This window comes from Nocardia mexicana NBRC 108244 (assembly GCF_001613165.1).
GTDB classification, from domain to species: domain Bacteria; phylum Actinomycetota; class Actinomycetes; order Mycobacteriales; family Mycobacteriaceae; genus Nocardia; species Nocardia mexicana.
Window position 1 is genome coordinate 33,168 of the sequence record NZ_BDBV01000081.1, and the last position, 13,208, is coordinate 46,375.

General features: G+C 69.7%; 19 protein-coding genes. 12 read left to right on the plus strand and 7 right to left on the minus strand.

What is annotated here, in order from left to right; genetic code table 11:
- Window positions 1-2 precede the first annotated feature (2 nt).
- From NM1_RS30225 to NM1_RS30235, 3 genes are all read right to left on the minus strand, one after another.
- A complete protein-coding gene (locus tag NM1_RS30225; protein ID WP_084520192.1) occupies window positions 3-194 on the minus strand; it encodes a hypothetical protein in 192 nt (63 codons plus the stop codon).
- A gap of 377 nt (window positions 195-571) precedes the next feature.
- Entirely contained in the window at window positions 572-2,275 is a 1,704-nt protein-coding gene (locus NM1_RS30230) for an AMP-binding protein (RefSeq protein WP_068027567.1), read from the minus strand.
- Window positions 2,276-2,321: 46 nt separating this feature from the next.
- A complete protein-coding gene (locus NM1_RS30235) occupies window positions 2,322-4,010 on the minus strand; it encodes an AMP-binding protein (protein WP_068027570.1) in 1,689 nt (562 codons plus the stop codon).
- Window positions 4,011-4,080: 70 nt separating this feature from the next.
- Between NM1_RS30235 and NM1_RS30240 the strand changes: the two genes are divergently transcribed.
- Window positions 4,081-4,944 (plus strand): helix-turn-helix transcriptional regulator, encoded by an 864-nt coding sequence (locus NM1_RS30240; RefSeq protein ID WP_068027573.1) that lies wholly within the window; start codon window positions 4,081-4,083, stop codon window positions 4,942-4,944.
- A gap of 101 nt (window positions 4,945-5,045) precedes the next feature.
- On the opposite strand, the gene NM1_RS30245 is transcribed toward NM1_RS30240, so the two are convergent.
- Together NM1_RS30245 and NM1_RS30250 are read right to left on the minus strand one after the other, a co-directional pair.
- Complete coding sequence (locus NM1_RS30245; RefSeq protein ID WP_068027575.1) at window positions 5,046-5,474, minus strand: nitroreductase family deazaflavin-dependent oxidoreductase; 429 nt, start codon at window positions 5,472-5,474, stop codon at window positions 5,046-5,048.
- Window positions 5,475-5,572: 98 nt separating this feature from the next.
- The gene (locus tag NM1_RS30250; protein ID WP_068027578.1) at window positions 5,573-6,115 is read right to left on the minus strand and encodes a YceI family protein; all 543 of its coding nucleotides are present in this window, start codon (window positions 6,113-6,115) and stop codon (window positions 5,573-5,575) included.
- A gap of 101 nt (window positions 6,116-6,216) precedes the next feature.
- Between NM1_RS30250 and NM1_RS30255 the strand changes: the two genes are divergently transcribed.
- Window positions 6,217-7,032 (plus strand): helix-turn-helix domain-containing protein, encoded by an 816-nt coding sequence (locus NM1_RS30255; RefSeq protein ID WP_068027580.1) that lies wholly within the window; start codon window positions 6,217-6,219, stop codon window positions 7,030-7,032.
- A gap of 134 nt (window positions 7,033-7,166) precedes the next feature.
- A complete protein-coding gene (locus tag NM1_RS30260) occupies window positions 7,167-8,273 on the plus strand; it encodes a methyltransferase domain-containing protein (RefSeq protein ID WP_068027583.1) in 1,107 nt (368 codons plus the stop codon).
- Between the two features lie 100 nt (window positions 8,274-8,373).
- On the opposite strand, the gene NM1_RS30265 is transcribed toward NM1_RS30260, so the two are convergent.
- Window positions 8,374-8,580: a CsbD family protein gene (locus NM1_RS30265; protein ID WP_068027586.1), complete on the minus strand. Its 207-nt coding sequence runs from the start codon at window positions 8,578-8,580 to the stop codon at window positions 8,374-8,376.
- Window positions 8,581-8,749: 169 nt separating this feature from the next.
- On the opposite strand from NM1_RS30265, the gene NM1_RS30270 reads away from it, so the two are divergent.
- The 9 genes from NM1_RS30270 (at window position 8,750) to NM1_RS30310 (ending at window position 12,794) form a co-directional block, all read left to right on the plus strand.
- Complete coding sequence (locus NM1_RS30270) at window positions 8,750-9,316, plus strand: RNA polymerase sigma factor (RefSeq protein WP_068027589.1); 567 nt, start codon at window positions 8,750-8,752, stop codon at window positions 9,314-9,316.
- A complete protein-coding gene (locus NM1_RS30275) occupies window positions 9,307-9,891 on the plus strand; it encodes an Asp23/Gls24 family envelope stress response protein (RefSeq protein ID WP_068027592.1) in 585 nt (194 codons plus the stop codon). The genes NM1_RS30270 and NM1_RS30275 overlap by 10 nt, the downstream gene beginning before the upstream one ends.
- Window positions 9,888-10,265 (plus strand): Asp23/Gls24 family envelope stress response protein, encoded by a 378-nt coding sequence (locus NM1_RS30280; protein WP_068027595.1) that lies wholly within the window; start codon window positions 9,888-9,890, stop codon window positions 10,263-10,265. The genes NM1_RS30275 and NM1_RS30280 overlap by 4 nt, the downstream gene beginning before the upstream one ends.
- Window positions 10,262-10,579, plus strand: a complete 318-nt coding sequence (locus NM1_RS30285; protein ID WP_068027598.1) for a hypothetical protein — start codon at window positions 10,262-10,264, stop codon at window positions 10,577-10,579. Before NM1_RS30280 ends, NM1_RS30285 begins: the two co-directional genes overlap by 4 nt.
- Window positions 10,580-10,675: 96 nt before the next feature.
- Window positions 10,676-11,185 (plus strand): Asp23/Gls24 family envelope stress response protein, encoded by a 510-nt coding sequence (locus tag NM1_RS30290; protein ID WP_068027600.1) that lies wholly within the window; start codon window positions 10,676-10,678, stop codon window positions 11,183-11,185.
- Between the two features lies 1 nt (window position 11,186).
- Window positions 11,187-11,375, plus strand: coding sequence for a hypothetical protein (locus NM1_RS30295; RefSeq protein ID WP_068027602.1), 189 nt, complete (start codon window positions 11,187-11,189; stop codon window positions 11,373-11,375).
- The gene (locus NM1_RS30300) at window positions 11,372-11,689 is read left to right on the plus strand and encodes an Asp23/Gls24 family envelope stress response protein (RefSeq protein ID WP_068027605.1); all 318 of its coding nucleotides are present in this window, start codon (window positions 11,372-11,374) and stop codon (window positions 11,687-11,689) included. The genes NM1_RS30295 and NM1_RS30300 overlap by 4 nt, the downstream gene beginning before the upstream one ends.
- A complete protein-coding gene (locus tag NM1_RS30305) occupies window positions 11,686-12,222 on the plus strand; it encodes a DUF6286 domain-containing protein (RefSeq protein ID WP_068027608.1) in 537 nt (178 codons plus the stop codon). The genes NM1_RS30300 and NM1_RS30305 overlap by 4 nt, the downstream gene beginning before the upstream one ends.
- The gene (locus tag NM1_RS30310; RefSeq protein WP_068027611.1) at window positions 12,219-12,794 is read left to right on the plus strand and encodes an Asp23/Gls24 family envelope stress response protein; all 576 of its coding nucleotides are present in this window, start codon (window positions 12,219-12,221) and stop codon (window positions 12,792-12,794) included. Before NM1_RS30305 ends, NM1_RS30310 begins: the two co-directional genes overlap by 4 nt.
- A gap of 58 nt (window positions 12,795-12,852) precedes the next feature.
- On the opposite strand, the gene NM1_RS30315 is transcribed toward NM1_RS30310, so the two are convergent.
- On the minus strand, window positions 12,853-13,077 hold the full coding sequence (locus NM1_RS30315; RefSeq protein WP_068027613.1) for a hypothetical protein: 225 nt from the start codon (window positions 13,075-13,077) through the stop codon (window positions 12,853-12,855).
- Window positions 13,078-13,208 lie beyond the last annotated feature (131 nt).

Here is a 13,208-nt window from a genome sequence, read left to right on the forward strand (position 1 = left end):
CGTCAGACCTTCAGATTGCTGGCGGCGATATTCCAGAACGTGCTGCGGTCCATCATCCGCAGATCCCAGCTCTCGGCGATGGCGTGCGACGCCGTCACGATGGCCGCGACGTCGAAGTCCTCGCGCGTGGCGGTGCCCTTGGCTTCGAGTTCTGCGATCACGTACGCGGTCGCGGATTCGAAGGTGTTCAACACGGCGTTCTCCAATCGGTCGTAGGTACACATACGGTCGATCACGGATCGTGTTGCCGCGCAGAGGTGTGCGCGGCAGACACCGAACCGACACCGCGCGGGCGGTCCCCGTCGTCCCGGGTTCGACGTCCCGGTTCGGCGCAAGGCCCGGTGCCCGAATGCGCCGGGCCGAGGCCTCGGGGACGGCGAACGCCGTCCGGGAGGGCGGATCGCGTCCGATGGAGGGGTGGAGCGATCCGTGGACGACAGGCACCGGTGCCGCGCGGCGGGCACGGTGCCAGTCTTGCGCCCTGTCGCAGAGTGAACCAGCGCCGAACACGCCACACTCGGGCAAACGCGCCAATTTCGTGGCGTGGCGGGATCGGCTCTCTGTGCGCCCATTATCCGGAGGTCGGAGGTAGCAGGTCCTCGTAGCGGTACTCGGTATCGATCGAGGTACCGGCCGCGTGCGCCTGCTCCTCGCGCTGCCGCAGTTCGACCCGGCGGATCTTTCCGGAGATGGTCTTGGGCAGATCGGCGAATTCGATCCGGCGGATCCGCAGGTACGGGGCGAGGTGGTCGCGGGCGTACTCGAGGATGGCGTGGGCGGTCTCGGGGCCGGGCTCCCAGCCGGTGGCCAGCGCGACATACGCCTTGGGGACCGCCAGGCGGGTGTCGTCGGGTTGCGGCACCACCGCGGCCTCCACCACGGCCGGATGCTCGATGAGCACGCTTTCCAGCTCGAACGGCGACACCTTGTAATCGGAGGACTTGAACACGTCGTCGGTGCGCCCGATATAGGTGATGTAGCCGTCGCTGTCGCGCGCGGCGACATCACCGGTGTGGTAGTAGCCGCCCGCCATGACCGCCGAATTCCGTTCCGGGTCTTGCAGATATCCGGTCATGAGATTCACCGGCTCGGCGCCGAGATCCAGGCAGATCTCGCCCTCCTCGCCCGCCCGGCCGGAGACCGGATCGACCAGCACCACCGGGACGCCGGGCGCGGGGCGGCCCATCGAACCGGGCTTGACCGGCTGGCCCGGGGTGTTGCCCACCTGCAGGGTGGTCTCGGTCTGGCCGAAACCGTCCCGGATAGTCAGCCCCCAGGCCTTGTCGACCCGCGCGATGACATCCGGGTTGAGCGGCTCACCGGCGCCGAGGATCTCGCGCAGACCCTCCGGCCGCGCCCCCAGATCGGATTGAATCAGCATGCGCCACACCGTCGGTGGCGCGCAGAACGTATTCACCCGGGCCCTGCGCAACTGTCCGAGCAGGGCGGCGGCGTCGAATCGGCCGTAGTTGTAGACGAAGATGGTCGCCTCGGCGATCCAGGGTGCGAAGAAACAACTCCACGCGTGCTTCGCCCAGCCGGGTGCACTGATGGCCAGGTGCACGTCGCCGGGGCGGACGCCGATCCAGTACATGGTGCTGAGGTGGCCGACCGGGTAGCTGACCTGGTTGTGTCGCACCATCTTCGGCCTGCTGGTGGTGCCGGAGGTGAAGTAGACCAGCAGTTCGTCGGTGACGTCGGTGCCGGTCTCGAACGGGCCCGCCGACTCCACCGCGGCGGCCTCGGCGTAGTCCCGCCAGCCGGGCACCCCGGCACCCACGACGATACCGGTGTAGTCGCCGTCCACCTGCTCGAACTTGGCGGTGTCGGCGGCATTGGCGATGACGAAACGTACGGCGCCGCGGGCGATCCGGTCGCTCAGGTCGGCCGGTCCGAGGGCCGCGGTGGTCGGCATCACGACCGCGCCGAGCTTGGCGATCGCCAGCATCGACTCCCACAGCTCGACCTGATTGCCGAGCATCACGATCACCCGATCACCCTGGCGCACACCGAGTCCGGCGAGCCAGGTCGCGACCCGATCGGAGCGCCGCGCCATATCGTCGAAGCTCACCCGCTGCTCGCGGCCGTCCTCCTCGACGATCCACAGGGCGGTGCGGTCGTTGCCGCGGGCGATCACATCGAACCAGTCGATGGCCCAGTTGAATCGGCCCTCCAGTCGCGGCCACGCGAACTGCTGTACCGCGGTCGCGTAATCCGTAGTCCACTCGACGAGCTGGTCGCGCGCCGCACGGTACCGCTCGGTGTTCGAGGTCATGGCGCAATCTCCTGTCTCTGTGCCCCATCCCGCATACGGCCGTCTGTCATTCCGCCGTCCGGTCGTCCGTATTTCCGGCATGCTTCTGGCCGGAATTCCTCTCGACACCTCGGCCGAACAACTGCGCCGACACCTCGCGCATCTCGACCTTGCGGACCTTGCCGGTCACCGTCATCGGGAACTCCTCGACGACGTGCACGTAGCGGGGGATCTTGAAATGCGCGAGCTTGCCGGTGCAGAACTCCCGCAGCGCCGCGGCGTCGATCGGCGGCGCGCCCTCGCGCATCCGGACCCACGCCACCAGCTCCTCGCCGTATTTCGGATCGGGCACGCCGACCACCTGGGCATCGAGGATGTCGGGATGGGTGTAGAGGAACTCCTCGATCTCGCGCGGGTAGACGTTCTCGCCGCCGCGAATCACCATGTCCTTGATGCGCCCGGTGATCGCGAGATAGCCGTCGTCGTCCATGGTGGCCAGGTCGCCGGTGTGCATCCAGCGTCCGGAATCTATTGCCGCGGCGGTCTTCTCGGGTTCGTTCCAATAACCGAGCATCACCGAGTAGCCGCGCGTGCACAGTTCGCCGGGCTCGCCGCGTGGCACGGTCAGCCCGGTGGCCGGGTCGACGACCTTCACCTCCAGATGTGGTCCCACCCGGCCGACGGTCGCGGTGCGCTGGGCGAGCGTGTCGTCGCGGCGGGTCTGGGTGGACACCGGCGAGGTCTCGGTCATGCCGTAGCAGATGCAGACCTCGCGCATGCCCATCCGCTCGATGACCTGCTTCATCACCTCGACCGGGCACGGCGACCCGGCCATGATTCCGGTGCGCAGTGTGGACAGGTCGTAGGATGCGAAATCCGGCTCGGCCAGCTCGGCGATGAACATGGTCGGCACGCCGTACAGCGACGTACAGCCCTCGGCCGCAACCGTTTCCAGTGTGGCGCGCGGATCGAACGCGGGCGCCGGGATCACCATGGCCGCGCCGTGGCTGGTGGCGGCGAGATTGCCCATCACCATGCCGAAGCAGTGGTAGAACGGTACCGGCAGGCAGATCAGGTCGGTCTCGGTATAGCCGCACAGCTCGCCGACGAAGTAGCCGTTGTTCAGGATGTTGTGGTGCGACAGCGTCGCGCCCTTGGGGAATCCCGTTGTGCCCGAGGTGTATTGGATATTGATCGGATCGTCGGGGGACAGCGCGGCCTGTGCCGCGGCCACTGCCGTCGGATCTCCCGCGCGGCCGGTGTCCAGCAGCGCGGCCCAGTCGTCACCGTCGAGCAGGACCACGCGCGTCAGCTCCGGGCACTCGGGCCGCACCTCGTCGATCATCGCCGCGTAGTCCGAGCCCTTGAACTCCCGCGCCGCGACGAGCAGCCGAATCCCGGCCTGCCCCAGCACATATCGCAGCTCGTGTGCGCGATAGGCGGGATTGATGTTCACCAGGATCGCGCCGATCTTCGCGGTCGCGTACTGCACCAGCGTCCACTCCGCGCGATTGGGCGCCCAGATCCCGACCCGGTCGCCCTTGCCGATCCCGGCGGCGAGCAGTCCGAGCGCGACCGCATTCACCTGCGCGGCGAACTCGCGGTAGGTCCACCGCACCCCGGCGGCGCGGTCCACGAGCGCGAGACGATCCGCGTGCGCGGCGACCGTGCGATCGAGGTTGGCGCCGATCGTGTCGCCGAGCAACGGCGCGTCCCACGCCCCGTGCGAATAGGCGGCCGGTCGGATCCGGCCCATCTGCGAACTCACACCGATTAGGATCCAGGTCACATTCCCCCGCCCGCCACCCCCGGAAAGGGGTACCGAGATGGATCTCCTGCGCCCCCGCGACGCCGACGCGCTGCGTGCCGAGATGCGGCAGGTCGCGGCCGTATCCGGGATGCCGGTGGTCTTCGGCGGCCAGGTCCACGCGGAGACGTTGATCCTGAGCGAATTCCTCGGTACCCGCACCAGCGCCATGCGGGGTCTGGCGGTGTCGCCGTCCTCCGGTGTCGGGGGTGCGGCAGTGGCGAGCAAGCGGCCCACCTCCGTCGCCGACTACCGCGTGGCCTCGACGATCACCCACCACTACGACGCGCCGGTGCTCACGGAGGGGCTGCGGGCAGTGGTGGGGGTGCCGGTCGTGGTGCGCGGCGAGTCGCGCGCGGTGCTGTACATCGCGAGCCGCGATGCGGGGCCGATCGGCGGCCGGGCCGCGGACCTGGCGGTACAGGCCGGGCGGCGGCTGGCCGTCGAACTGGCCATTCGCGACGAGGTGGACCGCCGCCTGCGCCTGCGCGAGGCGGCCTCGAGCGCACGGTCGCCCACCGATGGCGGGGTCTTGGATACCATTGCCGCCGAACAGCTTCGCGATATCCACGCCGAGATGCGTGGCATCGCCCAGACTGTCACGGACACGGTGGCCCGTGCCCGCCTGCGAGACCTGTCGGATCGGCTCACTCAGCTGCTGTCCGGGCCCGACATCCCCGACGACGCACCGCCATTGGCGCCTCGCGAACTCGACGTGCTCGCCCACGTCGCCCTCGGCTGCACCAATGCCGAAGCGGCGCAGCGACTCTCACTGCGCCCGGAAACGGTGAAGAGCTACCTGCGCAGCGCGATGACGAAATTGGGGGCGCACACCCGCCACGAGGCCGTCGTGCGGGCACGTAGGTCGGGGCTGCTGCCGTAGCGCTCCGGCCTGAGCGGACACAGGCCGCAGTGGCGCAGCAGTTCTCGCCGTGTCACTGCGATTCGTGTCCGCTCGGGCCGGATCCGCGTCGCTGGTGAATGTTAGGCGCGGTGAAGGGCCAGCACCGGGATAGTCCGTATGCCCGCGGTCTTCTCCTCGTATTCGGCGAAGCCGGGGTAGAGCCGCGCCTGTTCGGCGTAGATTCGGTCGCGCTCGTCGCCGGTCACCTCGGAAACCGCCACCGGGTACTGCTCGGTGCCGATCTCCACCTCCGCCTTACCGGCGGCGGTCAGGTTGTAGTACCAGTCCGGGTTGGTCGGGGCACCGGCCTTGGAGGCGAAGACGTAGATGGTGCCCGGGTCCTGCTCGGCGGGCAGGTACATCATCGGGGTGACGAACTCTCGCCCGCTCTTGCGGCCGCGATGGTGCAGCAGCGCCATCGGCGCGCCCTCGAACGGGCCGCCGACCCTGCCCTCGTTGGAGCGGAATTCCTCGATGATCCCGGTGTTCCAGTCGTTCGAGCTGCTCATCGGGCCTCCTGTCGCGGATCGGGTACCGGCGCAGGACCCGGTCCGGGCATCGGTCCGGACCGGTGATCACTGCTGCCGCGAGCGTAGCCCGGTGTCTGCTAGTCCTGCGGCTCGATGAGCTGGATGTCGAGCTCGATCGCGATCTTGTCGCTGAGCATCGCCGCGGGGATGCCGGGCGCGACCTCGAACTCGCTGCGCTTCAGCGTGCCCGTGGCGCTGAATCCGGCGTGGCGCTTCCCGTCGCCCTGGAACTCCTGGACGCCGCCCCACTCCACGTCGAGGGTGATCGGCTTGGTCACACCGCCGAGGGTGACATCGCCGGTGACCTCGAAGTCCTCGGCGACCCGGATCGGCTCCACGGCCTTGAAGTGCAGGGTGGGGCGCTTCTCGACGTCGAGCAGGTCGGCGCTGCGGACATGCTCGTCGCGCCCGGAATTGCCGGTGTCGAAGGAGTCGAGGTACACGGTCGCCTCGATCGCGGCGGCGCCGGACGCGTCCACCACGAAGCCCGCCTCGAACTTGTTGAAACGGCCGCGGACCTTGGAGATCCCCAGGTGCTTGACGGTGAAGTTGACCGCGGAGTGGTTGGTGTCCAGCTCCCAGGAGCCGGTCTTCAGGTTGGTCTGTTCGGAAGTCGTCATGGCAACCAGATTTCCGGACTGCGGTCCGTTTAGCCACACCGCCGCTATCCTGGCACTGGCGGGGCGAGGATAACGGCCCCGGGATCGGACAGGATGGTGATGTGGCACGTTCCGAATTCGGCGAGTTTCTCATAGCCCGGCGCGCCCGGCTGCAGCCCGAGGAGGTCGGCCTGCCCGCCGGTCGCCGGCGGCGCACGCCAGGGCTGCGCCGCGAGGAGGTCGCCGCGCTCGCCGGGGTGAGCGTCGACTACCTGGCCCGGCTCGAGCAGGGCCGGGATACCAATCCCTCCATGGCGGTGCTGGGCGCGCTCTCCGACGCGCTGCGGTTGAACGACGTCGAGCGACATCATTTCGGCAAGCTGGCGCTCGGCCTGGACACCGGCTGTCCGTCGGCGGGCCAGGCGCGCGAACAGGTGACCGACACCGTGCAGGCGGTGCTCGACGCCATGCACCCGACTCCCGCGTTCGTGCTCGGCCGCTGGCTCGACATCCTCGCCGGGAACGCCGCCTGGCGTGATATCGCGGGGCCCCTGGGCATGTTCGGCGACGAGTCCGAGGGCAATCTGGCCACGTACGTCTTCGCGCACCCGGACGCCGCCCGGCTCTGGCACGACTGGCCCACGGTGGCGGACATGATGGTCTCGGCGCTGCGCACCGCCCGGTCGCGGTGGCCGGAGGAGGCGCGACTCGCTCAGGTCATCGAGGGACTGCAGCGGTTCCCGGAATTCGCCTGCCGCTGGCGCGAGCATCGGGTCACCGATTTCCGTTCGGGCACAGTGCATATCGCGCATCCGCAGCGGGGAGAGGTCGAGGTCGAGATCGAGACGCTCAATCCCGCCGAGGACCAGACCGTGCAGGTCTGGCTGGTCGACCGGCGCCGCGACCGCAGCCCCGCGCTGCGGCTGGTGAACGAGTAGGTCGGCTAAAATACCCGGCATGATGTTCTTCTTCCACCTGCGCTGAGGTCCGCCGGAGCAGCGAGGATTCCCCTGTCCGGCGATGCGGGGCGACGCGGCGTCGTCCCGGGCCTCGTCGTGGGAGAAGAACATTCATGGACATCCGCCTGGTGGCGCGGTGTATTCGCGGTGTGGAAACCGTTGTGGCAGCAGAGATTCTGCGTCTCGGGATCGGGCCGGTGGTCGAGATGGGGCATCGGGAGGTGCATTTCCGGCCCGGCCGCCCGGTTCGGGCGGCGCTGGAACTGCGAACCGCCGACGATGTGCTGCTGCTGGCCGCGAGCGGTCCGGATATCGGGTCGGCACGCAAATCTGTTGCGGCCCTTGACGATCTGTGCGATACGGTCGATGTGACCGCGCTGCTGGAGTGGCGGCGGCGCTGTGGTGGCCGCACGGATCTCGGTGGTGGCGTCGATGTCTCGGCGTCGTTCCTCGGCGGCCGCAACTTCACTCGGTACGACGCGGAGGATGCGGTGGGCCGTGCGCTGGCCCGCCGGTTGGGCCTCGGCTACCGGTCGCGGCGGGACGGCGCGCCGCCGACGGATTACAGCGGCTGGCGGTTGACGCTGGACGGGACCCGGGCTCGCCTGCTGCTCCGCGTCGCCGACCGGCCGCTGCATCGACGGCCTTACAAGCGGCGGTCGGTCCCCGGCACGCTGCATCCGCCGCTGGCGGCGGCAATGGCTCAGCTGGCCGAAATCCGAAGCGGCGACCGGGTTCTCGACCCGTGCTGCGGTGCGGGCACCCTGCTGATAGAGGCGGCCCAGCTACACCCGGACGCGTCCTACCGCGGGATCGACCGCGACGCGGCGGCGGTGCGGGCCGCGCGGGCGAATGCCGCGGGAACGATTGAGGTGCGCCGGGGCGATGCGGGGGACCTGCCCGTCGCCGACGGCACCGTCGACCGCATCGTCTGCAACCCGCCGTGGGGCGGACAGGTGGCGCCGCAGGGCTTGCTCGCCGGCGAGCCGATGCGGCTGTGGTCGGAGCTGCGTCGCGTGCTCGTCCCCGCAGGCACGGCCGTCGTGCTGATCCCGGACACCACACTGCTGGCCGCGGCCATCGCGGCGGACTTCGTTCCCACGCACGTCCAGCAGGTCCGGATATCCGGCAAACGGGCGCACATCGTGCGGCTCACGCGCGAGATGACCGCCGGGGTGCGCCGGGAGCGGGTGGCCGCCGTTCCGACGCGGCGTCGGTGAGCCGTCCGAAGTGTCCGAGGTCGCTGCTCGGCGTGCCCGCGATCGATGGATCTCGCCCGCAGCCCGCAGCGGTTTGGCGAACTGCGGGCGAATCCATTGACTACATGCCGAACTTGTCCTTCAACTTGCCCACGGCGTCGCCGACGCCGTCCTTGACATCCTCGACCGCCTTCTTCGCCCCGGCCTGCACCTGGTCCAACTTGCCCTCGTCTCGCAGCTTGTCATCGCCGGTGACCTGGCCCGCGGCCTCCTTGGCTCGGCCGCCCAGATCGTCGGCGGCATTACCGATCTTGTCGTTCAGAGACATCGTGAACCTCCGTTGTCGAAAGAAACCAGCGCCGTTGCGGCGTACTGCAGGGACCCGCCGACACGGGAAAATCTCACGCAGCTACCGATGAGACAACGATCACGGATAATCGGCCGTGACGGTTCCGGCTTCCCGGTGTCGACACCACGAGCGGCGGAGGAGGTGCTGTGTGACAACGACGGCGACGGCACCCGAGGCAGCGCTGGACGACGCCACCCTGGCCGGGCGGGCGCGTGACGGCGATGTCCGGGCATACGAGCAGCTGGTGCTGCGCTATCAGGGGCCGATGTTCCGGCTCTCCGCGAAGATGCTGGCCGACCGGGCCGAGGCCGAGGACATCACCCAGGAGGTCTTTCTGACGGCATGGCGCAGAATCGGTCAGCTGCAGGACGATTCGGCATTCGCCGGGTGGTTGTATCGAATGACCACCAACCGCTGCCTGAACGTGATCAGGTCGCGGCGCCTGCCCGCCGATGTCGACCCCGACACCACCGCGTCGCCGCGGACCGACCTCCACCCGGAGCATGCGGCGCAGGTCAACGGCCAGATGGCCGCCCTCGTCGCGGCGCTGCAGCAGCTGACGCCCGAACAGCGCGCGTGCTGGCTGCTGCGGGAGGTGCACGGCCGGTCCTACGAGGAAATCGCCGAGATCGTCGGCACCAACACCACGGCGGTCCGCGGACGGATCGCACGGGCCCGAGCGCAACTGGCGGAGGTGATGAAGCCATGGCGGTGAGCCAGAGCACCGAGAGCGACTATCTACTCCCCTGTGGACGCGGTCTGGAACGGGTGTGGGATCGGCTGGACGCGATGGACGCCGGACTGTCCGATGAGCACGAACGCACCTGCCCGCACTGTGCGGCCGCACGGGACAGCCTGCTCACGCTGCGCGGAGCGACTCGCGAGCTCATCGATGAACCGGATCCGCCGCCGCCGGATCTGTTCGGCCGCATCATGTCCGCGGTGCGCGCGGAGGGACGGCGCGGCCGCACCCTCACCCTGCCGACGCCGCATCCCGGATCGGTCGAGGTCAGCGAGCAGGCCGTCGCGGTGGTACTGCGATACGCCGCCGACACCGTGGATGGCGTGCGGGCCCGCGGCTGCCTGGTGCGGAGCACCGAGCCAGGACCCGACGGCGAACATATCGTCGATGTCGAGATGACGATCGCGGTGCGGCTGGGCGGCCGGGGTGTCGAGGAACTGGTGCCTCGGGTGCGGAATCGAGTGCGAACGGCGGCCTCGGCGCGGATCGGCCTGATGCTGGGACGCCTGGATATCACGGTCGTCGACATCTACGAGGAGCAGCGGTGAGCGCCGCGGCCCCCGCCACCGAGATCGTGATCGGCGACGCCGTGATCGCGGGCGTCGCGGCTCGCGCCGCCGCCGCCGTGGCGGGGGTGCGCCGACTCGAGCCCGGCGTGCTCGGGCTGGTCGGTCAGCTCGCGCGCACGGGGCGGCAGTTGTGGACCGGTCAGGAGCCCGCGCCCGCGGGCGGGGTGCGGGTCCGGCGAGCCGGGCAGTGGCTGAAGATCCACGTCGATCTCACGATGTCGGGCGGTGCACGGGTGGGTGAGGTCGGGCGGATGGTGCAGCGCGAGGTCGCCCGTATGGTGGCCGAGCAGACCGGGGTGGCCGTGGACGAGGTCGTGGTGACCGTTCTCGATATCGAACCGGGGCAGCCGTGAGAGCCGAGGAGGATCTGATCGATGCCATCGTGGACGCGATCGAATCGGTGGACGGCCTGCGACCGGCGGCGCCGCTCGGGCTGCCGAACGCGAAGTGGTTGCCGCTCAGCGGAAATCGGTATGCCGTCGACATCGGCGAGCAGTCTGTCGAGATTCGCGTCGCGGCCACCGCGCTGCCGCTGCAGCCGCTGCTGGACAAGCTCGCCATCGCGATCCGGGGGTTGCTGGCCGAGACGGCCCAGGCGTCGACGACGCTGCGGATAGTCGTCACCGAACTCGACGCCGAGGCATTCGGCGAATCGATAGTTACCTAGATCACGCCGTGTGGCCGTGACGATTCGCCCGGGATCGTGTCGAACCCGTACGGAGTTGTTATCCGCTGTACCGCAAGGGAATCGGAAGGAATTGTGATGAGCACAGCGACGGAGAAGTCGGCCGGAAGCACGAAGTCCCCGGAGCAGGCCGGGGCGAGCGAGACTGCGCAGCAGTCCAGCCGCAACGGCGCCGTTCGACCCGGCGCGCTGGTGACCGACGAGGGCACCACCACCATCGCCGACGCCGTGGTGCAGAAGATCGCCGGGCTGGCCGCACGCGAGGTGCGCGGCGTGCACGAGCTCGGCGGCGGCGCGGCCCGGGCGTTCGGCGCCTTGCGCGATCGCATCCCGGGGGCGTCCGCCAGTGTCGGACAGGGGGTTTCGGTCGAGGTCGGCGAGCGGCAGGCCGCGGTCGACCTGGACATCGTCGTCGAATACGGCGTCGCCATCGCGGAGTTGGCACGCGCGGTGCGGCGCAACGTCATCACCGCGATCGAGCAGATGACGGGACTCGAGGTCGTCGAGGTGAACATCAACGTCAACGACGTGTACATCGAGGGCGAGGACGATGACCAGCAGCCGCCGAGCCGGGACCGGGTGCAGTGAGATGAGCGCCACCACGATCTGCCTGATGACGGGCCTGGCCCTGGGATTCGCCGCCGCCTTCGGCGGATTCGGGGCGTTCTTCGTCGTCCTGGTCTTCGGCGGGCTCGGCCTGCTGATCGGCCGCTGGCTCGACGGCGACGTCGACCTGTCGGGACTGGTGCGGTCGGTGCAGGATCGGGGTGGGCGATGACGGCCGTGATCACCGAACCGCCCGGGGCGACCGTGGTGAGCGAGCGCGCGGTGCGCCGGATCGCCGCCCAGGCCGCGCGGGAGGTACCCGGGGTCGAGCCGGATGTGCAGGTCACGGCCCGGGTCGCCGGGGGGTCGGCGGCGCTGCGGGTCCGGCTGCCGGTCGGGTATCCGCAGCCGGTGGCCCGGGTGACCGACGCCTGCCGGGAGCACCTCATACTGCGCACCGGGGAGCTGGCGGGTCTGTCGGTGTCGCGGGTGGATATCGAGGTGTCGGCGCTGGAGTCGGGCGCCGTGGCGGGGAGGGTTCGATGAGGCGGCGTCCGCGCCGCGTCGCCCCGGCGATCGTGGTGGCGCTGGCGCTGCTGGCCAGCAGTGTCGTGGTCGCCGTCTCGGCAGTTCAGAAACTCAGTGGCACAAGGGAATTGGTGTCATACGAGGATCTGGCGACCATGCTGCACGACACCCGCTGGGGGAGCGGCTGGGTACTCGGCGCCGGTATCGCGGCGGCGCTGGCGGGCGTGCTGCTGCTCGTGCTGGCACTGGCGCCGGGCCGCTCGGTCGTGGTTCCGGTCGAATCCGACGACCAGGTCGAGGCGGGTATCGCGCGGCGCAGCCTGCGTGCCGCCGTACGGGATGCGGCGGGTTCGGTCGATGAGGTGGATTCGGTGCGAGTGCGGCTGGGGCGCAAAAAGATTCGAATCGGTGCGCGTACCGGACGGGTGCCGGAGGAGTCGGTCGCCGCGATCCGGGCAGCGGTCGACGAACGACTGAGCCGGGTGGCTCCCGGGGTGCGGCGCGAGGTGGCCGCCCGCGCGCGTCCGGCCAAGACGGGAGGAACCCAGTGAGTACGGCCAACCGCCCGGCGCGGCTGAATCGAACGTTGCTGGCGGTGATCGGGCTGGCGCTGGCGGTCGCGGGCGGCTGCGTGATCGCGGCCTGGTCCGGCCGGTTGCGCTGGGCAGATCCGGACGCCGCGCTGGTCCCCGGCACCGCGGCGCCGCCCGGCTGGGTGCTGGTCGCGATCGCGGTGGGTGCCGTGCTGATCGGCCTGGCCGCGCTGCGGTGGCTGGCCGCGCAGGCCACCCGCCTGCCGCGGCGGACCTCGTGGCGGATCGGCGCGCCCGGCGCCGCGGGCATCACGGTTCTCGATTCCCGTACCGCCGCCGCACCGCTGGTGACCGATATCGAGTCCGATCCGCAGGTCCGCTCGGCCACGGCCCGATTGTCGGGTCCGGCCGGAGCGCCCGAACTGCATCTGGTGGTGACCGCCGAGCCCGATGCCGACCTGACCGCGCTGCGCGGACGAATTCTCAGCCATGCCGTGGCCCGGCTGCGGACGGCGCTGGAGGTCGACATCATCCCGGTGACAATGGAATTGCGATTGGCGGACCGAGGGCGGCTCGCACGAGCCCGGTGACCCGGGCCTGATCACGCATCGGCTCGCGGCAGCGGGTGCCGCGAGCCGACGTGCGGCATTACTTGGCGAGCTTGTCCTTCATCTTTTCTCCGGACTCCTCGATAGCGTCCTTGGCCGCGCGGGCCTCGCGCTTCATGCCGGAGCCCATCCGGTCCATATCGCGCTTCACCTCGTCGGCCATCCGGTCCACGCCGCGCTCCATGCGCCGGGCCTGGTCCTTCATGCCCTGTTTGGTCTTGTCGGCCATCTGGCCGGGTTTGCGGCCGCTCGAGCGGTCAGACATGCGAACCTCCGTGTCGGTAGGTCACTCGCGTCCGAACTGCGATCGGGACTGGATCTCGTCCCTCGTGTCGTACAGCGCTGCCGGGCCGTATGCGGCGGCTCATCGGCAACCTGAATCAGCTGGCAACCATG